Source organism: Actinoplanes sp. NPDC023801, from assembly GCF_040639655.1.
Classification (GTDB): domain Bacteria; phylum Actinomycetota; class Actinomycetes; order Mycobacteriales; family Micromonosporaceae; genus Actinoplanes.
Map to the genome: position 1 here is coordinate 1 of NZ_JBFAAI010000020.1, position 23859 is coordinate 23859.

The 23859-nt window shown below is 70.4% G+C and carries 14 protein-coding genes; 7 read left to right on the forward strand and 7 right to left on the reverse strand.

What is annotated here, in order from left to right; genetic code table 11:
- The first annotated feature begins 834 nt into the window (after nucleotides 1–834).
- Nucleotides 835–1116, forward strand: a complete 282-nt coding sequence (locus tag AB0G04_RS29700; protein WP_360989506.1) for a pentapeptide repeat-containing protein — start codon at nucleotides 835–837, stop codon at nucleotides 1114–1116.
- Nucleotides 1117–3045: 1929 nt separating this feature from the next.
- Here AB0G04_RS29700 and ppc read toward each other — a convergent pair.
- The 5 genes from ppc to AB0G04_RS29725 all read right to left on the reverse strand — a co-directional run bounded on the left by ppc (nucleotide 3046) and on the right by AB0G04_RS29725 (nucleotide 12445).
- The gene (ppc, locus tag AB0G04_RS29705) at nucleotides 3046–5841 is read right to left on the reverse strand and encodes a phosphoenolpyruvate carboxylase (RefSeq protein ID WP_360989144.1); all 2796 of its coding nucleotides are present in this window, start codon (nucleotides 5839–5841) and stop codon (nucleotides 3046–3048) included.
- Nucleotides 5842–5941: 100 nt separating this feature from the next.
- Nucleotides 5942–6922 (reverse strand): glycoside hydrolase family 6 protein, encoded by a 981-nt coding sequence (locus AB0G04_RS29710; RefSeq protein ID WP_360989147.1) that lies wholly within the window; start codon nucleotides 6920–6922, stop codon nucleotides 5942–5944.
- Nucleotides 6923–6926: 4 nt separating this feature from the next.
- Nucleotides 6927–8873: a galactose oxidase early set domain-containing protein gene (locus AB0G04_RS29715; RefSeq protein ID WP_360989150.1), complete on the reverse strand. Its 1947-nt coding sequence runs from the start codon at nucleotides 8871–8873 to the stop codon at nucleotides 6927–6929.
- On the reverse strand, nucleotides 8870–10666 hold the full coding sequence (locus AB0G04_RS29720; protein ID WP_360989153.1) for a glycosyltransferase family 2 protein: 1797 nt from the start codon (nucleotides 10664–10666) through the stop codon (nucleotides 8870–8872). Before AB0G04_RS29720 ends, AB0G04_RS29715 begins: the two co-directional genes overlap by 4 nt.
- A gap of 3 nt (nucleotides 10667–10669) precedes the next feature.
- Nucleotides 10670–12445 carry an enoyl-CoA hydratase-related protein gene (locus AB0G04_RS29725; RefSeq protein WP_360989155.1) on the reverse strand — a complete coding sequence of 592 codons (1776 nt, stop codon included), beginning with the start codon at nucleotides 12443–12445 and terminating at the stop codon, nucleotides 10670–10672.
- A 189-nt stretch (nucleotides 12446–12634) separates the two neighbouring features.
- On the opposite strand from AB0G04_RS29725, the gene mfd reads away from it, so the two are divergent.
- From mfd to AB0G04_RS29745, 4 genes are all read left to right on the forward strand, one after another.
- Complete coding sequence (mfd, locus tag AB0G04_RS29730) at nucleotides 12635–16270, forward strand: transcription-repair coupling factor (RefSeq protein ID WP_360989157.1); 3636 nt, start codon at nucleotides 12635–12637, stop codon at nucleotides 16268–16270.
- Nucleotides 16271–16299: 29 nt separating this feature from the next.
- A complete protein-coding gene (locus AB0G04_RS29735; RefSeq protein ID WP_360989159.1) occupies nucleotides 16300–17115 on the forward strand; it encodes a hypothetical protein in 816 nt (271 codons plus the stop codon).
- A complete protein-coding gene (locus AB0G04_RS29740) occupies nucleotides 17112–18071 on the forward strand; it encodes a nucleoside triphosphate pyrophosphohydrolase (RefSeq protein ID WP_360989161.1) in 960 nt (319 codons plus the stop codon). Before AB0G04_RS29735 ends, AB0G04_RS29740 begins: the two co-directional genes overlap by 4 nt.
- Nucleotides 18072–18166: 95 nt before the next feature.
- A complete protein-coding gene (locus AB0G04_RS29745) occupies nucleotides 18167–19783 on the forward strand; it encodes a DUF885 domain-containing protein (protein WP_360989164.1) in 1617 nt (538 codons plus the stop codon).
- Between the two features lie 91 nt (nucleotides 19784–19874).
- Here AB0G04_RS29745 and AB0G04_RS29750 read toward each other — a convergent pair whose 3' ends face one another.
- Both AB0G04_RS29750 and AB0G04_RS29755 read right to left on the reverse strand, forming a co-directional pair.
- Entirely contained in the window at nucleotides 19875–20579 is a 705-nt protein-coding gene (locus AB0G04_RS29750) for a hypothetical protein (protein WP_360989166.1), read from the reverse strand.
- A 465-nt stretch (nucleotides 20580–21044) separates the two neighbouring features.
- Nucleotides 21045–21725: a hypothetical protein gene (locus tag AB0G04_RS29755; RefSeq protein ID WP_360989169.1), complete on the reverse strand. Its 681-nt coding sequence runs from the start codon at nucleotides 21723–21725 to the stop codon at nucleotides 21045–21047.
- A gap of 171 nt (nucleotides 21726–21896) precedes the next feature.
- Between AB0G04_RS29755 and eno the strand changes: the two genes are divergently transcribed.
- Both eno and AB0G04_RS29765 read left to right on the forward strand, forming a co-directional pair.
- On the forward strand, nucleotides 21897–23180 hold the full coding sequence (gene eno / locus AB0G04_RS29760) for a phosphopyruvate hydratase (RefSeq protein ID WP_360989172.1): 1284 nt from the start codon (nucleotides 21897–21899) through the stop codon (nucleotides 23178–23180).
- Nucleotides 23181–23279: 99 nt separating this feature from the next.
- Nucleotides 23280–23849 carry a septum formation initiator family protein gene (locus AB0G04_RS29765; RefSeq protein ID WP_360989175.1) on the forward strand — a complete coding sequence of 190 codons (570 nt, stop codon included), beginning with the start codon at nucleotides 23280–23282 and terminating at the stop codon, nucleotides 23847–23849.
- The last annotated feature ends 10 nt before the right edge of the window (nucleotides 23850–23859 follow it).

Below are 23859 nucleotides of genomic sequence, written 5' to 3' on the forward strand. Positions count from 1 at the left end.
TCACCCCCCCCCTTTACTGGTTTTCCCAAATTCCCGGGGCCCCTTCCTTCATCCCCCGCGCCCGCCGCCGCCGACCCCACCGGGGGGCGGCGGGCCGATCCTTTCCGCACGGTCCCGTCAGTCATGGCATCACCGAATCGCCCTTCGGCCTGTCGTCCGCGTTTCCATCCGCGGGCGGCGGGCCGATCCTTTCCGCACGGTCCCGCCAGCGTGACATCACCGAATCCCCCTTAGGCCTGTCGTCCGCGCTCCCACCCGCGGGCGGCGGGCCAATCCCTTCCCCCACGGTCCCGCCAGGCGTGGCATCACCGGATCTCCCTTCGGTCCGCCGTCTGCCTTCGGCTGGCCGTTCCTGCTTTCGGCATAGCGGTGCTTGCCTTCGCGCGGCTACGAGTCGCAGGTCCTTCGATCTGACTAGCGCGCTGGAGTTGGACACCGAGCTGAGATCGATGTGCCGCTGTTCGAAGTCGCTGCCACACCTGCCGTCTGGCGATTCCCCCCAGCTGTTCGAAGAGTTCCCTGGTCGGACGCCTGAGGCTTGCAGTGATGCCCGAACACGGCGGTGTCGCAGACGTCTTCGGAACGGAGCCACACGGCGACGTATGGAGCCGTTGCCGGCCGCCGGCGAGCTGACCGACCTGGAGTCTCAACTCGTTATAGAGCTCCCGGGGTTATAGAGCTCCCGGGCTGATACTGCTTGTTCCGGCCAGACGTAAGCCGCATAGGCGTCGACCTTGCACACGGCGCTTTCGCTGCGCCGGGTGGACGGACGCTGCGAGTGGCAGACGGATCCCGGTCGACCCGATCCCGGTCGAGCCGATCCCGGCGGACCTGATCCGAGCCGACCTGATCCGGGCCGACCTGATCCGGGCCGACCTGATCCGGGCCGACCTGATCCGGGCCGACCTGATCCGGGCCGACCCGATCCCGGTCGAGCCGACTCCGGCGGACCTGATCCGGGCCGAGTCGATCCTGGCCGAGCCGACTCTGGCCGACCTGATCCAGGCCGACCTGATCCTGGCTGAGCTGACTTCGACTGACCCGAGCGCCACCGACCTGACTGGCGCCGAGCCGATCTCGGCCAGCCTCTTGCGATATGGCTGCATTACCAAGTAAAACAAAGAAATCCGTGGTAGCGGAAGATCAACACCGCATGCTTTCTCCTCGGCAACCGCGCGGCGGCCAATGCATGCCGAATCGTAATGGCCGCCTGCGGCTTTGGGTGGCTCACCGTGGCGGCCATTATCAGTCAATAGGCGCCTATGGTGAGTTGATCGAAGCGTTGGTGGATCAAGCCACCGTATCCCTAAAGCCAATTGCGAAATGATTGCCATCAGTGCCCTCGTGGCGCCAGTCGATAAATGCTCTATCAGCTGCCGGTCCGGCTTCTGCGCTATCAGCTGCCTGTCCGGCTTGGGGATGGGCGCCCCACGTCTCGCCTGGCCAAAATCTGATATCGCATCCGAGTGTTGCGGCGATGAGGAAAGTTCTTGGGGCTGTGTGGGTGCGGGTGCTTTTTGTTCTTGTTCGGGCTTCGGCTGGGATGCCGGGGACTGCAAGGGCCTGTGTGCTGTTTGCGGTTGGCCCGGCGTGAGGTGGGACATCGTGGGCTGTGTAGGCGTGGACCCTGTGGGCGGTTTGCCGGAAGCCCGAATCGTTTCATCACGCTGCGCCGACGCGGGTGTCGAGCCATGCGCGACGGAAGGCGTCTCGAGTGCGGGGGCTGTCTGCCGGCCGGTAGCAACCGCCGGGGTCGAAGCGGATTCGGCAGGGATCTCGCTGGGTGCAGTTGGCGGTATTTGCTCGGCCTGCCGAATGCGTAGCAGCTTCTCGGCATGACGGCGTTGCAATCCCCACGCTCGATGCCTCTCGTGCTCCCGGCGGAACTCTTCACGAGCGGCAGAATAACTGCGAGAAGCGGTCCGATCGCGCATCGCCGAAATCTGCGCCCTGTCGAACAACGACCCCTGTCCCATGTGTAAATTCTTCCCCGCTATCGCGTTGAAGTGTAAGCACTCAATCATGCCAATTTGCACGACTTTCGGCACGTAAGTCAGAGACGCCGGCGGACAGATGTTGGAGCAACTTCGTTCTCGTGTGGGTGCCCGGGAAGCTATCGGCGGGCAAGCTGGTGGAACGGCGAATGCGTGGCGGTGAGTGGGCTGGTGGGAGGCCGAGTACGTGGCGGACGGGCTGGTAGAACGGCGAATGCGTGGCGGTGGGGGAACGGTGGAATAGCGAATGCGTTCCCGTGGTAGGCCGAGCACGTGCCGGCGCGAGGGCTGGGGAGGCGAGGACGTGGCAGGGGATGGGCTGGTGGAAGGCCGAGCCGTGGTGGTGGGTGGGATCGCGGCGGGCGGAAGGACGAATGCGTGCGGATCGCTTGTGGAAGGCCGAGCCGTGGTGGTGGGTGGGATCGCGGCGGACGGAGGACGAATGCGTGCAGATCGGCTGATGGAAAGGGGAGGGGGTGCCAGCGGACCGCTGGAAGGACTGAGGAGTCTCGGTAAGCGATAGCGGTGGTGTAAGCGGACGACTGTGAGGGCGATGGTGTTCCGGTGCTTGCGGAGGTTGGCCTGGCGGAGCCGCCATAAGGACGGACTGGCGGGCAGTTGCAAACAGGCAAGAGAGGCGGCAGGCGCGAGACCCGGGACAAGGCCGGAGCAGCGGACAAGGCGAGAGGCGCCGAACAAGGCCGAAGAGACGGCGGAACAAGGTGGGGAGGCGGAACAAGGCAGGAGAGGCCGCGCAACAAGGCGGGCGATTCGGACAAGGTGGAAGAGAGGAAGGAAGCGGCTGACGTAGAGCAAGGTGGCAAAACCAGAGCGAGCCAAAACAAGGGGGAGGAAGAGGATCAAGGCACAGCCGACAAGGCCCGAGAGCCGAACAACGCCGGAGAGCCGCAACAAGGCGCGTGTTGCGGCACCGGGCGGGAGCCGCGGGAACAGGGCATGGCTTCCGGACAAGGGCACGGAATGCACCATCAGGAAATGGCGAGGGCCCGCACCGGATCCGGTGCGGGCCCTCGTTTGATCGGCGGCCGGGTCAGCCGGTGTTGCGCATGCCGGCGGCGATGCCGTTGACCGTGGTCAGCAAGGCCCGCTCCAGGGCGGTGGAGTCGGACGGTCCGCGGCGGGCGCCCGGGGCGGTCGGCATCTGGCGGCCGGCTTCGCCCAGGTCGCGGTACTGGCGCAGCAGTGCCACCTGCAGGTGGTGCAGCGGCTCCAGGTAGGTGTCGCGGACGCTGAGGGTGCGGTTCAGCTCCGGCTGGTTGGCGAGGAGTTCGGTTCCGCCGGTGATCGCCAGGACTTCCTGGACGGTCAGGGCGTACTCCTGCTCGATCTTGGTGAAGATGGGCCGGAGCTCTTCGGGGACCAGGGTCTCCACGTAGCGGCGGGCGATCGACAGGTCGGTCTTGGCGAGCATCATCTCGACGTTCGACAGGAACGTGCGGAAGAACTGCCAGTTGGTGTGCATGGCGTCCAGTTCGTCGCCGAGGCCGGCGGCGCGGACGGCGGCGAGGCCGGTGCCGACGCCGAACCAGCCGGGGACGATCTGCCGGGTCTGGGTCCAGCCGAACACCCACGGGATGGCGCGCAGACCGCTCAGGCCGGCGTCCGCGTTGGGGCGCTTGGCCGGGCGGGAGCCGATGTTGAGGGCGCCGAGCAGTTCGGTCGGGGTGGCGGCCCAGAAGTAGGCGGCCAGGTCGGGGTCCTCGACGAGCGAACGGTACTGGGCGAACGCCGCGTCGGAGGCGGTGTCCATGACCGAGTCCCACACGTCGAGGTGGACCGGGTCGACGGAGATGCTGGTGTGCAGCAGCGTGGCCTGGAGGACCGCGGCGACGGTCAGTTCCAGGTTCTCCCGGGCCAGTGCGGGCACCGTGTACTTGTCGGAGATGACCTCACCCTGCTCGGTGACCTTGATGGCGCCGTCGAGCGTGCCGTACGGCTGCGCCAGGATCGCCTCGTGGGTGGGGCCGCCACCACGGCCGACGGTGCCGCCGCGGCCGTGGAAGAGCCGAAGCCGGACGCCGTGCCGGGCGGCGACGTCACGCAGGGAACGCTGCGCCTTGTGGATCCGCCACTGGCTGGTGGTGATCCCGGCCTCCTTGTTGGAGTCCGAGTAGCCGAGCATGACCTCCTGCAGGTCGCCGCGGGCGCGGACGATCTCCCGGTAGGCCGGGATGGAGAGCATCTCGTCGAGCAGGTCGCCACCGGCGTCGAGTTCGGCGGGGGTCTCCAGCAGCGGGATGATGTCGACCTGGGCCCGCCCGGTGTGGATGTCGACGAGGCCGGCCTCGCGGGCCAGCACGGCGGCGGCGAGCACGTCGTCGACACCGAGGGTCATCGAGATGATGTACGACTCGATGACGTCCGGCCCGAAGCGCTCCTGCGCCTTGCGGATCGTGTGGAAAACGTCGAAGGTCTTGCGGGCCGAGTCGGTGAGCGGCGTGTCGATGTTCGACAGCGGCCGCCGGCCGGTCAGTTCCGCGGCGAGCAGTTTGGTACGCGAGACGCGGTCCAGGGTGGCGTAGTCGTCGACCTCGCCGACCTGGGCGTACATCTGCTGGAGCACCTCGTGGTGCTTCTCGGCGTGCTCGCGCACGTCGAGGGTGGCCAGCTGGAGGCCGAACGCGGAGGCGTTGCGGATCGCGGTCGACACCACCCCGATGGCGGACAGCTGGCCGGAGTTGCGGGCCAGCGAGGCGCGCATCAGTTCCAGGTCGCTGATCAGCTCGTCGCTGCCGAGGTAGTCGCGGCCGGGCACGTGCGGGGTGCCGTTGACCAGCCGGGCGCGGGTGTTCGCAAGTTTCGCCTTGATCGCCCGGACCTTCAGCCGGTACGGCTCCTCGGCGTTGACCCGGCGGAAGCGGGCCGCGACCTCGGGCAGGTTGTCGAGGTCCTGGGCGAGGCTGGCGGACAGGTCGAGGGAGACGCCGCGCAGCCGCCGGGAGACGGACAGCTCGTCGATCAGCTTGTCCATCGCCTTCTCGGTGGCCTGGATCCCGTGCTCATGTTGGATGAGCAGGACCTCGCTGGTGACCTTCGGCGTGACGAACGGGTTGCCGTCGCGGTCGCCGCCGATCCACGAGCCGAAGGTGAGCGGCCGGGAGGTGGGTGCCGTCTCGACGCCCAGGCGGCGCAGCGTGTCGGCGAGGTCGTCGAGTACCTGCGGGGCCGCGTCGGCGTACAGGTCCTTCAGGTAGTAGACCGCGTTGCGGGCCTCGTCGGTCGGGTCGGGCCGGTCGAGGCGCAGCTCGTCGGTCTGCCAGAGCAGGTCGATGAGCTCGGCGAACCGCTTGGTGGAGGCGGTCGTGTCGGTGGCGCCGTAGAGGGCGGCGGCCGCCGACTCGGCGTCGAGTGAGTCGGCGACCTGGCGCAGCTTCGACAGGATCGAGCGGCGGGCGGCCTCGGTCGGGTGCGCCGTGAAAACCGGGCGGATGGCGAGGCGGCGGGCGGCGGCGGCGATCTCGTCGGCCGGCACGGCCTTCTCGGCGATCCGCTCGGCGGCCTGGTCGAGCCAGCCGCCGTTCCTGGCCCGGCGGCGCCGCAGGTCACGGGCGCGGTGCACCTGCTCGATGATGTTGGCCAGGTGGAAGTAGGTGGAGAAGGCGCGGGCCAGCTTGGTGCCGGTGGTGATGTCCATCGACGCGAGCCGGTCGGCGGCGGCCGGGGCGTCCTGGCGCACCAGGGCGCGGACCTCTTCGACCAGGTCGAGCAGGGGTCGGCCCTCCTGCCGGGCCAGCGTCTGACCGAGCAACGTGCCGATCCGGCGGATATCGGCACGTAGTGCGGCGTCGGATCCCTCGAACTCGTCGAGGGCAGGCTGCTCTGTCATCGGGGCGCTCCTTCGCTCGGATGGCTCCAGGACGGCGCTGTCCCGACTTCGCCGATGTTATCGGCGGGCCCCGGTCAGGGGGCGAATTGAGTCAAGAGTCTCATGACCCGGTGAGACTCCGTGCATAGGCCGGGTACCACTGACCTGCGGCCGGGGCTCCGGCACCGCAGGCACCGTCGGATTCGCCGGGGCGTTTCACCCAGAGGTACGCATCGACGAGTGCCTGCCCGGTACGCAGTGTCGGGACGTGCCCGAGCCGGCGTCCGGGCGGGTTGCACCAGTGCCGGTCGCCTTTGCCCTGGCGGGCCGGCCCGTTGCCGTTGCGACTCGTGTCGACGACGAAGTGGCGGCCGCTGAGGAGCCGGGAGAGCGCTGTTCCGTACCGCAGATTGGTCGTGGTTCTCTCGAAGTTGGCGACGTTGAGCGCGAACCCGCGGGCGCGGGTGCCGCCGGCCCGCCGCAACGCCGGCGCCATCCGCTCCGCGGGGATCCATCCGGGGTGGCCGGCGTCGAGGTAGACCGCGACGCCGGGTTGGGCCCGGAGAGTGTCGACGGCGTGCGCGAGCAGGGCGTAGCGGGACGCGGCGGCGCGCGGCCCCAGGCAGCCCTGCACGGCGTGGGCCACGGCGTCCGGTTCGAGGATGACCAGGGCGCGGTGCCCGCGCATCGCGGCGGCCATCGAGGAGATCCAATTACGGTACGTACGGGCGTTGCGCGCACCCCCGGCCGAGTACTGCCGGCAGTCCCGGTGCGGGATGAAGTACAGCGTCATGACGGGTGTCCGCCCGGCCGCGCCGGCCGCCGTGACCAGCTGCCGGGCCCGGTCGGCGAACCCGGCCCGCGCGTCGGTGAACCAGGTCGCGGCGGGCTGGTCGGCGATCCGCCGGATGACCGCGGCCTCCGCGTGGCGTCCGGAGAGCCGCAGGTTGCGCAGGTAGCGGGGTGCCAGGCCGCCCGGGTCCACGTAGAGCCGGGCGGCGCTCGCCGGCGCGGGTTCGGCGGGGTCACGCAGCATGACGCTGCCCGTGGTGACGCCGAGCAGTACGGCGAGCATCATGGCCGGAGTGCGGTGCCGTCCCATCCGGTCAGCGCACCCGGACCCAGCGAGCCGTCGACGGGATTCCCTTGTCGTCCACAAGAAACAGCATGTACCACCCAGACGGTACGAGACCGGATTCTTCCGGCACTGTCACCCGCACGCCGTCCGCGGAACGTTGCAGACCGAGCGCCACCGACCGCTGGTCGACGTCGGTGACGTGGGTGACCGCGCTGGGCCGGAGAAGTCGCGCCGTGGCGACGCGCGCCGCGTCCGGCGTACCGAAGAAGGCGCTCGACCCCCGATCGACGGTGGCCGGGCCGCCGGTGATCTCCGGACGCTCACCCCGGAAGAGATAGGGCGGGCTGTAGATCTCGATCCGCTGCTCGAAGGTGCCGGCGTTCTTCCCGGTCTTGTCGTAGAGCGGGTCGCCACCCATGGTGATCACCCGGCCGTCGGGCAGCAGGATCGCCTCGGAGTGGTAGTTGCGGCCGACCGTCGACTCGGCGGCCTTCTCGAACGCATTGCGCCGCGGGTGGTAGATCTGCGAGTTGAACAGGTCGCTGCGCGGCTCGCCCCGGTAGGGCCCGCCCCGGTATCCGGACGAGCCGCCGGTGGTGAGGACCGTGTCGTCCGGCAGCACCACGGTCGACAGGTAGCGGACCGGTTTCGGCAGGTCCGGGCCGGGCGTGTAGCGGGGGCTCGGCGCGTCCAGATCGGCGATGTCGGTGCGTGCGGTCGACTCCTCGGACTCGCCGACCCCGCCACCGCCGAGGATCATGACCTTCTGGTCCTGGGCCGGCGGCAGCAGTACGGAGGAACTGGTCTCGTTCATGTGCGGGTCCCGCAGGCCGGGCACCACCTGGAAGGTGTTGCGCTCGACGTTCCACAGTCCGGGCGTGCGGCCCTCGGTGTCCGAGCCGTACCCGGAGTTGGAGCCGGAGTAGAAGACCCGCCCGTCGGCCGTGAGGTGCAGGCCGGGATAGGTGGGGAAGTAGCGCTTCAGCTCGGGCGCGGCCACCCAGCGGCGCTGCGCGGGCAGGTAACGCTCGTTGCGGCCGGGCAGGATCCGGCCGAACTGGTCGAGCCCGGAGACCGCGATCACGTCACCACCGGTCAGGCCGATCAGGGTCGGGTACCACCGGTGGTCGCGCATGTCGCCGGTGCGTACGTAACGTTCCGTCACCGGGTCGAACTCGTAGGAGGTGCGGTCCCCGCCGTACTCCTGCTTCTCCCTGGTGATCTTCTCGGCGATGCCGTAGACGTTGCGGACGTCGGTGCCGGTCAGGCCCTCGATCGCATACTGGGCCGGCGTTGTCACCACCGGCCGGTCGCCCTTCGCCTCGGCGTCGACCCAGACCTCCGCCTCGCCGGCGTGGAACGTCGCGTGCGGACCGTGCGTCACCTTGCGGGCCGCCGGGACGGTCAGCTTGGCGCGGGTCCGGTACGCCTCACCGGTCGCCGAGAGCAGCCGGGTGTTCTTCGGGAAGGCCCGCGGGCCGTCCGGCGACTCGTTCTTGATCTTCATGACCCCGGCGGCGTGCTCCACGTCCGCCTCCAGCACCTCGTACGACTTGGTGCCGCCGGCCACCAGCAGCTTGCCGTCCGGCAGGAAGGTGTGCCCGGCGCAGAACACGTCGGTCGGTGTGTGCACCTCGGTGAACTCGTCGTCGCGGGGGTCGTAGAGCACGGTCCGGAACGACTTCTCCTCGAACGCGTCCTTGTTGTTGCCGCTGCCCGCGATGATCAGCACCTTGCCGGTGTGCAGCAGCGCCGCGTGGATCGCGTTGACCTTGAAGCCGCGCGGCACCGGCAGTCGCGCCCAGTGCCCGTGGCGCTCCTTGTAGGACTGACGATTGATCTGGTACGTGTGCAGGGCCTCGGCGGCGACGGCGACCATCGGGCGGTTCGCGATCGCCACGACGGCCACCACCACGAGCGTGACGAGCCCGCTCACCGTACGGCGGGCGAGGGACGGACGCGTGCGGGGCTTCATGCCGTTTTCCTTCGGGAGATCAGCCACAGCGTCACCGGGGTGAGGCAGATGGCGAGGTTGAGAGCGGGCCAGGCGTACATGGCCGGGTCGACGTGGTCGATGAACGGCGCGACGGCCAGCAGTACGGCGTAGAGCAGCGCCCAGCGCAGGCCGGACGCGAACGTGGCGAACCGGTCGGGGCTTGTCGAGTCGCCCTTCGGGGTCACCACGAAACCGGTCGTGCGGCGCAGCACCGCGGACACGAACGACGACACGTAGATGGGCGTGCACAGCGTCGACGCGAGCATCCCGGCCAGTCCCGACGATCCGGACGTCTCGTGCGGGCTGACGTTGTGCCGCCGGTTGAACAGGTAGAGGCCGACCTGGAAGAGCGCGGCGTCCACATAGAGCATCAGCCAGACCTCGCCCGGCACCTGTACGCCCTTCGCGCCCAGCAGCAGGAAGCAGGCCGCGTTCAGCGCACCGAGCAGCCACGCCGCCGCGGTCAGCGGGTAGTACGACATGAGCAGCCCGTAGTGCAGCGCCCGCGCCGGGCCGAGCCGCCACACCATCGTGGCGAAGCGGCGCACCACCACCTCGTCGGTGCCCCGGGACCAGCGGTGCTGCTGGGTGAAGTAGTCGGTCCACGAGGACGGTCCCTCGCCGACGGCCAGCACGTCCGGGGTGTAGACCGAGGTCCAGCGCCGGCCGGTGACCGGGTTGCGGGTGGCGTGCATCTCCAGGCTGGTGGCCATGTCCTCGGTGATCGAGTCCTGCAGGCCGCCGATCTGCTCGATCGCCGCGATGCGTACCGCGTTGTTGGTGCCGACCAGCATGGCGATGCCGCGCCGGTTGCCGGCCCGCTGCAGCAGCGAGTGGAACAGGTACTGCTGCGACTCGGCCCAGCGGGTCACCCGGTTGTCGTAGTTGCCGTAGATCTGCGGCCCCACCACGAACGCCACGTCCGGGTCGCGGAAGTAGCCGAGCAGCCGCTCGCAGAAGTTCGGTGCCGGGACGTGGTCGGGGTCGACCGAGACGAAGACGTCGTACCCGCCGCCGTGCGCGGTCAGCCAGGAGTTGTAGTTGCCGTGCTTGGTCCTCGTCTTGTACCGGCCGCTCGCGGTGTTGAACTCCTCGATCCCCTTGCGGGAGAAGTGCCGCACACCGAGCCGCCGGCACATCAGCTTGACCACCGGGTCGTCGCCCTCGTCGAGCAGCCACACGTCGTACGGCCCGTCGTAACGCACCTGGCGGGCGGCTCGCAGGGTCCGTTCCACCATCTCGACCGGCTCCTTGCCGGGCACGATCGTGGTGAGGAACGCGACCCGCAGCGTGGTGTCCGGCACCACCGGCTGCGGATCCCGTGCCCAGAGCGTGGAAAGGCACAGGGTCACGACGTTGACCAGGCGGAACAGCTCGATCACCGCGGTCGCCACGATCATGAAGCCGGTCGCCAGGTACAGGATCGTGTGCAGCCGCTGGTCCGGCATCTCGATCGAGGTGACCAGCCAGCCGAAGAAGGTGCTCTCGAAGGCGAAGGCGAACAGGGTGATCAGCAGCGTCCGGATCGGACGGCTGCGGTCCAGTCGCCGCATGCCGACCCGGTACGTCTCGCCGTCGGCGGGCGCCTCCCGGGCCGGTCCGGCGAGCACGCTGTAGGCGCTGTATGCCGACTGCCGGGGGAGGACATGGGTACTGCCCATCTCGTCGCTGGGCATCGGGGTGCGGCCGGTCGGCGGACGCTGCGGCGGCACCTTGGCGATGAGCGGGACAGGCTGAGTAGCCCCGGGGTCCGGGGTGTGCAGGATGCTCATCGTTCAGGCCGTCACCGGTACGGCGGGGCGCAGGGCGGCGGCCACCGGGCCGCTGTTCGCAGGTCGTTGCCGTGCGGTCACGGCCGGCCCGGCATTGGCGGCCAGCAGCAGGTGCCGAGGCGTGCAACCGGGGCGCAGCTTGTGGACGAACGCCCGGCGGGCCGCGGCGAACCCGGAACGGTCGGTGAAGATGTCGCGGCTCATCTCGGCCAGCTCGCGGGTCTCGTACACGTCCAGCGGAATCCGTTCGGCGGCGAGCCGCCTCGCCTTCGCGGCACGCCGGCGGCGGGAGGCGGTCACGTCACCGTGGCGTTCGGCCAGGGCGGTGAGCCATCGGCCGTACGCCTCCGGGTGCCGTGGCCCGACCTCGTCCACCAGGCCGATCCGGGCCGCATGTGCGGTGCTCACCGGCAGCTTGTCGTCGATCAGCCGCTGCGCCAGGTCGGCGCCGACCCGGCGCGGCAGCGAGTAGGTGTGCAGTTCGCTGCCGAACAACCCCATGTCGTAGTACGGGTTGAGCACGGTCCCGTCCCGGGCCGCGACGATGTCCGCGCCCAGTCCGAGCATCACCCCGCCGGCCCCGGCGCTGCCCGCGTAGGCCGCCACCACGACCTGCCGGGTACACGTGATGATCTCCCGGCACACCTCGTTGATGGCCTGGATCGAGGCCCACGCGGCGACGTGCGGATCGGCCGCCGCCTCGATCGCACCGAGGTGGATGCCGTTGCTGAACGCCTCGGTACCGCCGCGCAGCACCAGCACCCGGGTGTCCTGCCCGATCGCGTGCCGCAGTGCGGTCAGCAGGCGCCGTGAGTGGCCGGGCGACATCGCGCCGTTGTAGAAGTCGAAGTGCAGCCAGCCGACCGCCCCGGTACGCCGGTAGCGGACCTGCCGGAACACACCCGGCACCTCCGGGTCGACGCCGGCCGGTGCCGGTGAGTGCGGCACACCGCGCAGCCGGTCGCCGAGGACGCTGGTCGCGGGCAGTTTGATCCCGCCGGTGGCAGCCGGGCGTAGTTGGCCGAGCCAGAGGCTGCCGTCGCCGGTGGCCACCAGCACGGCACCCTGGCGGCGGCCGATCACCGTGCCCGGCCGGTGGCCGCGCGCGAGTCCCGGGTGCGCGTCGTAGGCGTACACCTCGAGGCCACCCACCTCGGTGCGCACGCCGGGTGAGCCGTCCGCGGCGCGGATCCGGCGCAGCACGGTCCCGGTCGGCTCCGCCCAGTCGAAGGCCCGGTCGGCCTGCCGCATCGCCGGCCGCAGCCGGGCGCCGGGGGTACCGGCCGGTGCGTCGGCGGCCGGCACCGGGACGAATCCGGGGTCGGCGGCCTTCGCGACCACCTCGAAGACGCATTCCAGTGCGGCGTCGGCGACCGGGCCGGCATAGAGCGCCGACTTGCGCGGCGGCTGCGCCGGCATCGAGAACGTACGGGTGGCCCAGATCGGGCCGGCGTCGAACTCCTCGACCGCCTGCAGCGCGGTCACCCCCCAGGTGTGCACGCCGTCGCTGATCGCCCAGTCCAGCGAGGACGGCCCGCGGTCACCGACCGGGCCGGGGTGCACGATGATCGTGCGCCAGTTGCGCCACACCGCGGCCGGTACCCGGTGGACCAGGTACGGCGCGATGATCAGGTCCGGGCCGGCCGCCCGCACCCCTTCGGTGATGTCCCGCTCGCCGGTCGCCAGCAGCACCCCGGTCTCGTGCCCGGCATCGCGCAGAGCGCACCAGACGCGTTGGCTCAGACCGTTGAAAGCCGAGCAGAGAAGCAAGATCCGCACGTTTGCCTCCCCCTTAATCGTGCGAACGTCGGGGCACTCTTCCACGGCGGTTCGGCCCACATGTCGGACATGCAGTGCGATAACACGCGCAGTGCGGGATCTGTCAGCGTGTCGGACTAACATGGGGGCACACCCCCGTCCTCCACCTGGAGCGGGGCTGTTCGTCGTGCCCTCGGGGGGTCCCTCGTCATGCAACTGTCCGGTCTGATTCCTGCCGCTCTGCGCGATCGTGGCCTCGCCCGTGCACGCGACCTGGCAGCTAAAGGCTTCGTCGACTCGGACGCGCTCGACCTGACGGCGCCGGTCTCGCTGCGGCCGTTCGTGGTGGCCACCGTTGCCGGGCCTACTGCCCTCGGCGGTGCCCAGCGTCCGGTCCTGGCCGTCACCGCCACCTCGCGTGAGGCCGACGACCTCGCCGACGCGCTCGGTTGCCTGATGGACCCGGGCCTGGTCGCCGTCTACCCGTCCTGGGAGACGCTGCCGCACGAGCGCCTGTCGCCGCGCTCGGACACGGTCGGCCGCCGCCTGGCCGTGCTGCGCCGCCTGGCCCACCCCGGCGACGACCCGCTCCGGGTCATCGTCGCCCCGGTCCGGTCGCTGCTGCAGCCACAGCTCAAGGGCCTCGGCGACCTGGAGCCGGTGGAGCTGGTCGCCGGTCGTGAGGCGGAACTCGAGGACGTCGCCCGGCGGCTCTCCGACATGGCGTACGCACGGGTCGACCTGGTCACCAAGCGCGGCGAGTTCGCGGTCCGCGGCGGCATCCTGGACGTCTTCCCGCCCACCGACGAGCACCCGTCCCGGGTCGAGTTCTGGGGCGACGAGGTGGAGGAGATTCGCACCTTCGCCGTCGCCGACCAGCGCACCATCGACCAGGTTCCGCACCTGTGGGCGCCGCCCTGCCGGGAGCTGCTGCTCACCCCGGCGGTGCGTGCCAAGGCCGCTTCTCTCGCGGCCGAGCATCCCGAACTCGCCGAGATCCTCGACAAGCTGGCCGAGGGCATCCCGGTCGAGGGCATGGAGTCGCTGGCACCCGCTCTGCTGCGCGGCACCGACAGCATGGAACTGCTGATCGACTGCATGCCGGCGGGCACCCATGTGCTGCTCTGCGACCCGGAACGGATCCGGACCCGGGCGCACGACCTCACCCGTACATCGGACGAGTTCCTGGAGGCCTCCTGGGCGGCGGCCGCCGTCGGCGGCCAGGCACCGATCGACGTGGGCGCGGTCGCCTTCAAGAGCCTTGCGGACGTACGCGCACACGCGGCCGTCCTCAAGCAACCCTGGTGGACCCTCTCACCCTTCGGCCTGGCCACGGCGGATGCGCCGGAATCCGATACGCCCTGGCTCGAGACTCCGCGGGTCGAGGTCGCCCCGGACCTCGGTGACGCGATCGCGCTGGCCGCGCAGCCCGTTCCGCTGTACCACGGCGACACCGGGCGGCTCGCCGGTGACCTCGCCGGGTGGACCGGCCAGGGCTGGGCCGTCGCGCTGGTGTTCGAGGGCAAGGGGACCGCACAGCGGGCCGCCGAGCTGCTGCGCGACGCCGGCCTCGGGGTGAGCACCGTCGACTCGATCCCCGAGGCGATCGGCGACGGGCAGCTGCTGATCACCTGTGGCGGGCTGAACCACGGATTCGTCGACGAGGCGTCCCGGCTCGCGGTGATCACCGGGAACGACATCTCCGGTGGCCGCGGCGCGTCCACGAAGGACATGCGCAAGATGCCGGCCCGCCGGCGCAACACCATCGACCCGCTGGAGCTCAAGACCGGCGACTTCGTGGTGCACGAGCAGCACGGCATCGGGCGCTACATCGAGCTGGTGCAGCGCGCGGTCAACGGCGCCGAGCGGGAGTACCTGGTGATCGAGTACGCGCCGTCCAAGCGCGGCCAGCCCGGTGACCGGCTGTTCGTCCCGACCGACCAGCTCGACCAGCTCTCCCGCTACGTCGGCGGCGAGTCGCCCACCCTGCACAAGATGGGCGGCTCCGACTGGCAGAAGAGCAAGGCGCGGGCCAAGAAGGCGGTCAAGGAGATCGCCGCCCAGCTCATCCAGCTGTACGCGGCCCGGCAGGCGTCCTCGGGCCACGCGTTCGGCCCGGACACCCCGTGGCAGCGTGAGCTGGAGGACGCGTTCCCGTACACCGAGACGCCCGACCAGATGGCCGCGATCATCGAGGTCAAGCAAGACATGGAACTGCAGGTCCCGATGGACCGGCTGATCTGTGGCGACGTGGGTTACGGCAAGACCGAGATCGCGGTACGAGCGGCGTTCAAAGCCGTGCAGGACGGCAAGCAGGTGGCCGTGCTCGTGCCCACCACGCTGCTGGCCCAGCAGCACTTCAACACGTTCACCGAGCGGATGAGCCAGTTCCCGGTGCAGATCAAGCAGCTGTCCCGGTTCCAGACGCCGAAGGAGACCACCCTCACCCTGGAGGGCGCGGCCAACGGCACCGTCGACATCATCATCGGCACGCACCGGCTGCTCTCCAAGTCGACCCGGTTCAAGAACCTGGGCCTGATCATCGTGGACGAGGAGCAGCGCTTCGGCGTCGAGCACAAGGAGCAGCTCAAGGCTCTGCGGGCCTCGGTCGACGTGCTGACCATGTCGGCCACCCCGATCCCGCGGACCCTGGAGATGGCCATCACCGGCATCCGGGAGATGTCCACCATCGCCACCCCGCCGGAGGAACGGCACCCGGTGCTCACGTACGTCGGCGCCTACGACGAGAAGCAGGTCGCCGCCGCCATCCACCGCGAGCTGCTGCGCGACGGTCAGGTCTTCTACCTGCACAACCGGGTCGAGTCGATCGACCGGGCGGCCCGCAAGCTCCGGGAGCTGGTGCCCGAGGCCCGGGTCGCGGTGGCGCACGGCCAGATGAGCGAGGAACAGCTCGAGAAGGTGATGGTCGGCTTCTGGGAGAAGGAGTTCGACGTCCTGGTCTGCACCACGATCGTCGAGTCCGGCATCGACATCCCGAACGCCAACACCCTCATCCTGGAGCGCGCCGACCTGCTCGGTCTCGCCCAGCTGCACCAGATCCGCGGCCGGGTCGGCCGGGGGCGCGAGCGGGCGTACGCGTACTTCCTCTACCCGCGGGACAAGCCGCTCACCGAGCACGCCCACGAGCGGCTGGCCACCATCGCACAGCACACCGAACTCGGTGCCGGCATGTACGTGGCCATGAAGGACCTGGAGATCCGGGGTGCCGGCAACCTGCTCGGCGGCGAGCAGTCCGGACACATCGAGGGCGTCGGTTTCGACCTCTACGTGCGCATGGTGGGCGAGGCGGTGGCCCAGTTCAAGGGCGAGCGCCAGGAGGAGGAGACCGAGGTCAAGATCGACCTGCCGATCGACGCGCACCTGCCCACCGAGTACATCTCGGTCGAGCGCCTGCGCCTCGAGATGTACCGGAAACTCGCCGAGGCACGCGACGAGGCCCGGCTCGACGAGGTGGTCGGCGAGATGAAGGACCGGTACGGCGAACCGCCCGCCCCGGTCGTCAACCTGATCGCGGTGGCCCGGTTCCGGCAGGTCGCCCGCGCCTACGGCCTGGCGGACGTCTCCATGCAGGGCAAGCACATCCGGTTCTCGCCGCTCGGCCTGCCCGACTCCAAGCAACTGCGGCTCAAGCGGTACCACCCGGACTCGGTCTACAAGCCCGGCGCCGACCAGGTCAGCGTGCCGCGGCCGAGCACCCGCCGGATCGGCGGCGAGCTCCTGCGCGACCAGGCGCTGCTCCAGTGGTGCGCCCAGCTGCTCAAGGACGTCCTCGGCGAACCGGTGAAACCCGAGGTCGCCAAAGCCGGTACGGGCCGGGCGACGTAAATCACAATGACCGTGAGAGAGTGTTGACCATGTCTCGTGCTCGCCGACTCGCCTCCGCCGTTGTCGCCGCGTCCCTCGCCGTCGGCGGGCTCTCCGCCTGCCGCACCGAGTCATCCGTCGCGGCCTATCTCGGTGACACCGAGAAGATCTCCGAGCAGCAGGTTCAGGAGATCTGGGACAACGGACACGACCGTCTCACCGAGCAGGCGCGCGCTCAGGCGGCCGAGGCCGAGAAGGCGCAGCGTGAGAAGGAGCAGCAGCTCAAGGACAAGGGTGAGAAGGTGACCCCGGCGCCGACCATCACGGCGCCGCCGGTGCGGATGCCGTTCAGCCGGGTCGACGTGGTGCACGCCCTGGTCACGCGGGACCTCTACGACCGGGTCGCGGACCAGCGTGGCGTCACCATGCCCGCCGGCCTGTCGATCGACGAGATCGCCGCCGAACAGAAGCTGCCCGTCGGGACCGACTACGCGCGCATCAAGGTGGAGATCCTGGTCCTGCACAGCCTCCTGCTGCGGTCCCTCGGGACCGGCGGCACACCGGCCGACGCCGACCTGAAGTCCATCTACGACCAGCTCGTCGCGGTCGGCGGCGTCCAGCCCGGCCAGGACTTCGCCACCTGGAAGAGCACGCTGCCCGCGGAGGACCAGCAGCTGGTCGCCGGCGTGGCCAAGGTGCGCGACCAGATCCAGGCGGTCGCCACCGACCTCGGGATCACCGTCAACCCGCGCTACGAGCCCTTCCAGGTGTCCGTGCTGCGGATCGACACCGAGACCATCAAGCGCGACCTGCTCACCACCGACTTCGGCGACTACGAGCCGCTGCCGGTGACGGACATGTCTTGAGCGTCCGGATCGTCCTGCTCGTCACCTCGCCACGGCTGCCGGCCGGACTCCTGACCGCGGAGGCATGGGACACGGTCCGGGCGCATCCGGTCTACACCGGCGCCGAGAGCACCCAGACCGCCGCACTGCGGGCGGCCGGCGTGCCGGTGACCGTCCTCGACACCGACGCCCAGGGGTTCCTCGACGTGATCGCCGGGCAGGCGGCCGCGGTCTGGCTCGCCGGGCCGCACGGCGACCTGTCGTTCGCCCGGCAGCTCGGTCTGCGGCTGGTCCGCGAACCCGGCCTGGCCGAGCTCGAGCAGATGTACGGCTCATGGGACCCACCCGGCGCCCGGCTGCTGGACGCCGTCGAGGTGATGGACCGGCTCGTCTCACCCGGCGGTGACCCGTGGAAGCGGCAGCAGAACCACCAGACGCTCGCTCCGTACCTGCTGGAGGAGAGCTACGAGGCGTACGACGCGATCATCGGCGGTGACCTCGGCGCGCTGCGCGAGGAACTCGGCGACGTACTGCTGCAGGTGGTGCTGCACGCCCGCCTCGCCGAGGAACGCGCCGAAAGCGACCGGTGGAGCATCGACGACGTCGCCGGCGATCTGGTCGACAAGATGATCCGGCGTAACCCGCACGTCTTCGCCGGTGAGCGGGTCGCCGACATCGAGGAGATCACCGCCAACTGGGAGCGGATCAAACGCGAGGAGAAGGCCCGCGACTCGGTTCTCGACGGGATCGCGCTCAGCCAGCCCGCCCTCGCCCTGGCCGCGAAGATCCTGCACCGGGTGGAACGCGCGGGTGTCGAGGTGCCCCTGCCGGACGGTGACGACCTCGGCGGTCTCCTGCTGCGGGTGGTCGCTGAGGCCCGGGCCGCCGGTCTCGACGCCGAGGCCGAGCTGCGGGCCGCCGCACTGGCCTTCGCCGACGCGGTACGTGCCGCCGAGAAAGCCGGTCGCCCCGGATAGCTCCGGCTGTCCCGCCTGTCCGCCCGGGTACCGATCAGCGGACCGTGCGGCTGCTCCCCATGCGAGCTTGAAAAAGGTTCAGTAGGTTTCACGGCATGCCGGAGTTCGTACCGCTTGCCGAGCGGATCGTCGATGCCCTACTGGAGAGCGACCCCGTTACCGCCTCCTACGCGGGTGACCACCGATTCGACGACCGACTGCCCGACCACTCGGCCGCCGCAGTGTCCGGGCGGGTCGCCATGCTGCGCGACGCCGGTGACGTGCTCAGCGGCGTCGACCCCGACGGCCTCGACCCCGAGGACCAGGTCGACCACGCCATCCTCACCGCCCGGGTCGAGCGGGACCTGTTCGAACTGACCGAGATCCGCGAACACGAGTGGAACCCGCTCGAGCACAACCCCGGCCCGCTGCTGCACGGACTGATGGCGCGGTCGTTCGCGCCGCTGGACGAGCGTCTGACCAGTCTCGCCGGCCGGCTCACCGCGATCCCCGACGCGCTGGCCACGGCCCGCGCGATGCTGCGCGACGTGCCCCGCGTCCACGCCGAGACGGCGGTCGGCCAGTTCGCCGGCACGGCCCGGCTGATCCGCGGCGAGCTGCCCGTGCTCCTCTCCCGCGAACCCGGCATGCGCTCGGTCGTCGAACCGGCCGCCGCCGCGGCACTGGCCGCGCTCGGCGAGTTCGACACCTGGCTGCGCAGCCGGCTGGAGGGCGGCGACCCGGGCCGCGACCCGCGCCTCGGGCGCCGTCTGTGGGAGGCGCGGCTCTGGCACACCCTCGACACGGAACTGCCGGCCGCCGAGGTCCTCAGCCGGGCATGGGCCAACCTCGACCGGGTCGGTACGGCGCTGCGCGAGACGGCTTCCGAACTGGCCGGCGGCCCGGCCGACGACGAGACGGTCCGCCGCGCCCTCGCCCGGATCGCCGAGAAGCATCCGGACAACACCACCATCGTCGGGCTTGCCAAGGGCACCATGGACGAGGCGACCGGGTTCGTACGGCAGCACGATCTGATGTCGCTGGTGGAGGACCCGTGTGTGATCGAGGAGATGCCGGAGTTCGCCCGCGGCGTCGCCGTCGCATACTGCGACCCGCCCGGCCCGCTCGAGACCGCCGACGTGCCCACCTTCTACTGCATCGCGCCGGCCCCCGCCGACTGGCCGGCCGAGCGGATCGCCAGCTTCTACCGCGAGTACAACGACGAGATGCTGCGCAACCTCACCGTCCACGAGGCGATGCCGGGCCACTTCCTGCAGCTAGCCCACTCCCGCCGCTTCCGGGCCGCGACCCGGGTGCGCGCCCTCAGCTGGTCGGGCCCGTTCGTGGAGGGGTGGGCGGTCTACGCCGAGGAGCTGATGGCCGGTTACGGCTTCGGCGGCCTGCCGGTACGGATGCAGCAGCTCAAGATGCAGCTACGGATGAGCCTCAACGCGATCATCGACCAGCTGACGCACTGCGAGGACCTGCCCGAGACCGAGGCGATGGAACTGATGACCGGTCGCGGGTTCCAGGAGGAGGGCGAGGCGGCCGGCAAGTGGCGGCGTGCCCTGCTCACGTCGACCCAGTTGTCCACCTACTTCGTGGGGTACACCGAGGTCGCGGCCATCGCGGCGGCCCGTCCGTTCGGCGCCACCCCGAAGGCCTGGCACGACGCCATGCTGGCGCACGGCTCACCTCCGCCCCGCCACCTGCGGACCCTCCTCGGCGTCTGATCCCGCCCCGCCTGGGGCGTCGACCTGCGCTGCCGCGCCATGCCCCGCCGCGGGACCGGTGTGGTGATGTGTGGTGGGGTTGCGCCGCTGGTCACCGCGAGGGCGTGGGTGCGGCGCTGTGTGGTGATGTGGGATGCGGAGCAGTCCGTAGGTCACCACGATCGAGGTGGGCGTTCGGCGGGACGGTGAAGTCGGATTCGTCGACCTCGGCGCGGTAGTCGGTCAGCGTCATCTCGACCGGGGCGCCGGCCACCGTGCCGGCGAAGGCGGCCACCGTGCCCTCGACCGTCACGCAGACCTCGAAGTCCGGTGCGGCGGACTGGTCGACGCCGCCCAGTTTCAGGCAGGAGGCGTGCCGTCCGGCGATCGTGGTCTCCCGCGGGGTGACGGCCATGTCCGGGTCGATCGCTGCGGACTCGAGCATGTCGAGGATCGCGGCGGGGGCGATCAGGCCCGTCGTGGCGGGCGGCCCCTCCTCGCCGTCCCGCCGGTCGGCGTCGGTGCAGGTGGTCCTCCCGGCGGTCCGGGTGCATCGGGTGGCGGCCTCCGGCGTGATGATCATGACGCCGGACGGGAACGTGAAGGCGATGCGGGACGGCTTCTGCGAGCGGGCCACCCGGGCGGCCTCGCCGCCGGCCAGCCGGTACGTGGCGGTCCAGCTCTGCCCGTCGGCCGCGGCCACCCGGTCGGCTGTCTCGGACACCAGGTCCCCGTCACCGGCACCGGCCGCGCTGGCCTGGTCGAGGTCGGTGCAGCCGGCGGTGCCGGCCACGGCCGCAACCGCCAGCAGCACCATCAGGGAAGCGGACCGCCGACGGCGCCGGGTGCCACGGAGCCGACCGGCGACCGCGGGGCGCCGGCGGCCGGAAAAGGCAACGAGTGGCTCGCCGGTACCGGGACCCGAGCGGCTCCACGGGTGTCCGGGTGCGTCGGCGGTACTGGGACCGCAGCGGCGGGAGGGGTCCCCGGGTGCTTCGGCGGTACTGGGGCTCGAGCGGCCGGAGGCGTCCCCGGGTGGCTCGGCGGTGGTGAGGGGCCGGCGGCGCCGTGGGTCGCCGGGTGGCTCGGCGGGGCCGGGGCTCATGCGGCGCGGGGTGGCGGGCACGGAGACCACCCTGACGCACCCGCGCAACCCCGCGCAATCGAGTATCCGTGGACCGGCGTCGATGATTTGAGGGCTTATGGCACGACAATTAACCGGCCGTAGGCCCCCTATTCACAGGGTCCTGCGGCCGGTTATCGGAATTCCATTTCCGCCCGGTTATCCGGCGGTCGCCGCCGTGGCGTCGGCCAGGACCTCCCGAGCGAGGGCGTCGGCAGCCGCCGCCTCGCGTCTGGCCTGCAACTGCAGGCGCAGGACGTACCGCCGGATGATCTTCGCCTGTCGTTCGTCCTGCTCGAAGATCGCCACCATCTCGGTGACCAGCGGCCCGCGCACCGGTACCTGCTGGCGGATCTGGGCCACCCGGTAGGCGATCGCCGGGAACTCGACGACCTCCTCGCCCAGCTGCAGCCGGAGCAGCATCTCCTCGCCGGGCCGCAGGTCGACGTCGCTGAAGTGGGCACGCACCGAGCGTTCGCTCAGGTCGTGCACCTGCCCGATGCGCTGCGGCTCGTCGGCGCGTACGAGCAGGATGCTCTCGCCGCCGCCCCCGCGCACGTAGTTGCGCAGCTGTTCGATCTCCGGCTCGCCGAGGAAGGTGACCTCGATCCGGTTCTCGTCGACCTTCAGCACGGTTCCGTGCTGCGAATACCGGCCGCGAGGTCCGGCCGGCCAGCGCAGAGTCACCACGGAACCGGCCGTGAATGCGACGTCGGACAGGGCGAGGGACAGCGTCACGGTGGTCTCGGTGACCCGGACCACGCGGACATCCGGGAGGCTTCGGCCCCCGTTGTCCAACTCGACACGCGACCCGTCGGCGGGAAACAGGCTACTGGTCATAGTGCCCACTGGTTCGGCAGGATCGCCGCAGGTTTGAGGTGATCCGGCAAGGCAGTTCACCGGCCGCGCGAACGCGTCATGGCCGGACTCGATACGCTCTGCGGTGTGGTCGGCCCGCAGGGTCGCGGACCGAAACTGTATTCGGACAAACGTTAGGGAGCGACACGACCAATGGCCACCATTGAAGCAATCGTCGCCCGCGAGATCCTCGATTCCCGGGGCAACCCGACCGTTGAGGTCGAGGTCGGCCTGGACGACGGTTCGGTCGGCCGCGCGGCGGTGCCGTCCGGCGCCTCCACCGGCGCGTTCGAGGCGCTCGAGCTCCGCGACGGCGACAAGGGCCGCTACCTCGGCAAGGGTGTCGAGAAGGCGGTCGCCAACATCGAGGAGCAGATCGTCGAGGAGCTCGTCGGTTACGAGGCCTCCGACCAGCGCCTGATCGACCAGAAGATGCTCGACATCGACGGCACCCCGGAGAAGTCGTCGCTCGGCGCGAACGCCATCCTCGGCGTGTCGCTCGCCGTGGCGAAGGCCGCCGCCGTCTCGGCCGAGCTGCCGCTGTTCCGCTACCTCGGTGGCCCGAACGCCGCGCTGCTGCCGGTGCCGATGATGAACATCCTCAACGGTGGCGCCCACGCCGACTCGAACGTCGACGTGCAGGAGTTCATGATCGCTCCGATCGGTGCGCCGACCTTCCGCGAGGCGGTCCGGTCCGGTGCCGAGGTCTACCACGCGCTCAAGTCGGTGCTGAAGAAGAAGGGCCTGTCCACCGGCCTCGGCGACGAGGGCGGCTTCGCGCCGAGCCTGCCGACCAACGCCGCGGCCCTGGACCTGATCGCCGAGGCCGTGCAGGCCGCCGGTTACACCCTGGGCAGCGACATCGTGCTGGCCATGGACGTCGCCGCGACCGAGTTCCACAAGGACGGGGCGTACGTCTTCGAGGGCTCCCCGAAGTCGACCGACGAGATGATCGCCTACTACGCCAAGCTGGCCGACGAGTACCCGATCGTCTCCATCGAGGACCCGCTGGGCGAGGACGACTGGGCCGGCTGGAGCGCGCTGACCGCTCAGCTCGGCGGTAAGATCCAGATCGTCGGCGACGACCTGTTCGTCACCAACCCGCAGCGCCTGGCCCGCGGCATCGCCGAGAGCGCCGCCAACGCCCTGCTGGTCAAGGTGAACCAGATCGGCTCGCTCACCGAGACGCTGGACGCCGTGGACCTGGCCCACCGGGCCGGCTTCAAGACGATGATGAGCCACCGGTCCGGCGAGACCGAGGACGTCACCATCGCGGACCTGGCCGTCGCGGTCGGTTCCGGCCAGATCAAGACCGGTGCCCCGGCGCGGTCCGACCGGGTCGCGAAGTACAACCAGCTCCTGCGCATCGAGGAGCAGCTGGAGAGCGCCGCCCGGTACGCCGGAGCGGGCGCGTTCCCGCGTTACCGGGTCGGCTGACGGCCCGGCGTCAGATCATCGAGTTGGTGACACCCGCTCCGGGAGGCATAGTTTCTCAGGGCGGGTGTCATGGATGACGGCTAGCGAGGGAGGGCGGAGATGACGGAACGCCGCACACCGAGCGGCCAGGGTCCGGCCCGTCGCCGCTCCGGGCGGGACAGTCGTGCCACCCCGCCTCGCAAGCGGACGGAGCCGTCCCGCACCAGGAGCGCCCGCCGCAGTTCCGCGGGCTCCACCGGCGGCTCGGCCGCCGAACGCACCGATGCTCCCCGGCCACGGGCGCTGACCGGCCGCGCCACCGTCCTCATCGCTCTCGTCGTCGTTCTGGCGCTCGCCTACACGTACCCCCTCCGGGTGTATCTGGAGCAGGAGTCCCAGATCGCCGAGATGGAGGCGGCGCTGGCCGCCCAGCGGGAGAAGATCGCCGAGTCGGCGAAGAAGCTCGAGAAGTGGAAGGACCCGGAGTACCTGCGCATCCAGGCCCGGGAACGATTCAACTACGTGCGGCCGGGCGAGACACCCCTCACCGTGGTGCCCGACGAGGGCGACGAGGCCGCGGCCGCCGAGCAGACCCCCGCCGCGCCCCCGGACCGGTGGTACGACACGCTGTGGAGCAGTGTCGAAGCCGCCAATGCAGAGCAGCCCGCCAACGCGAAGCCACAGGACTGATCCTTAACCG

What these genes read in the sequence shown, in the direction of transcription:
- ppc (WP_360989144.1), bottom strand. Translation starts at nt 5,841, where the DNA reads ATGACAGAGCAGCCTGCCCTCGACGAGTTCGAGGGATCCGACGCCGCA.
- AB0G04_RS29710 (WP_360989147.1), bottom strand. Translation starts at nt 6,922, where the DNA reads ATGGGACGGCACCGCACTCCGGCCATGATGCTCGCCGTACTGCTCGGC.
- AB0G04_RS29715 (WP_360989150.1), bottom strand. Translation starts at nt 8,873, where the DNA reads ATGAAGCCCCGCACGCGTCCGTCCCTCGCCCGCCGTACGGTGAGCGGG.
- AB0G04_RS29720 (WP_360989153.1), bottom strand. Translation starts at nt 10,666, where the DNA reads ATGAGCATCCTGCACACCCCGGACCCCGGGGCTACTCAGCCTGTCCCG.
- mfd (WP_360989157.1), top strand. Translation starts at nt 12,635, where the DNA reads ATGCAACTGTCCGGTCTGATTCCTGCCGCTCTGCGCGATCGTGGCCTC.
- AB0G04_RS29735 (WP_360989159.1), top strand. Translation starts at nt 16,300, where the DNA reads ATGTCTCGTGCTCGCCGACTCGCCTCCGCCGTTGTCGCCGCGTCCCTC.
- AB0G04_RS29745 (WP_360989164.1), top strand. Translation starts at nt 18,167, where the DNA reads ATGCCGGAGTTCGTACCGCTTGCCGAGCGGATCGTCGATGCCCTACTG.
- AB0G04_RS29750 (WP_360989166.1), bottom strand. Translation starts at nt 20,579, where the DNA reads ATGGTGCTGCTGGCGGTTGCGGCCGTGGCCGGCACCGCCGGCTGCACC.
- AB0G04_RS29755 (WP_360989169.1), bottom strand. Translation starts at nt 21,725, where the DNA reads ATGACCAGTAGCCTGTTTCCCGCCGACGGGTCGCGTGTCGAGTTGGAC.
- eno (WP_360989172.1), top strand. Translation starts at nt 21,897, where the DNA reads ATGGCCACCATTGAAGCAATCGTCGCCCGCGAGATCCTCGATTCCCGG.
- AB0G04_RS29765 (WP_360989175.1), top strand. Translation starts at nt 23,280, where the DNA reads ATGACGGAACGCCGCACACCGAGCGGCCAGGGTCCGGCCCGTCGCCGC.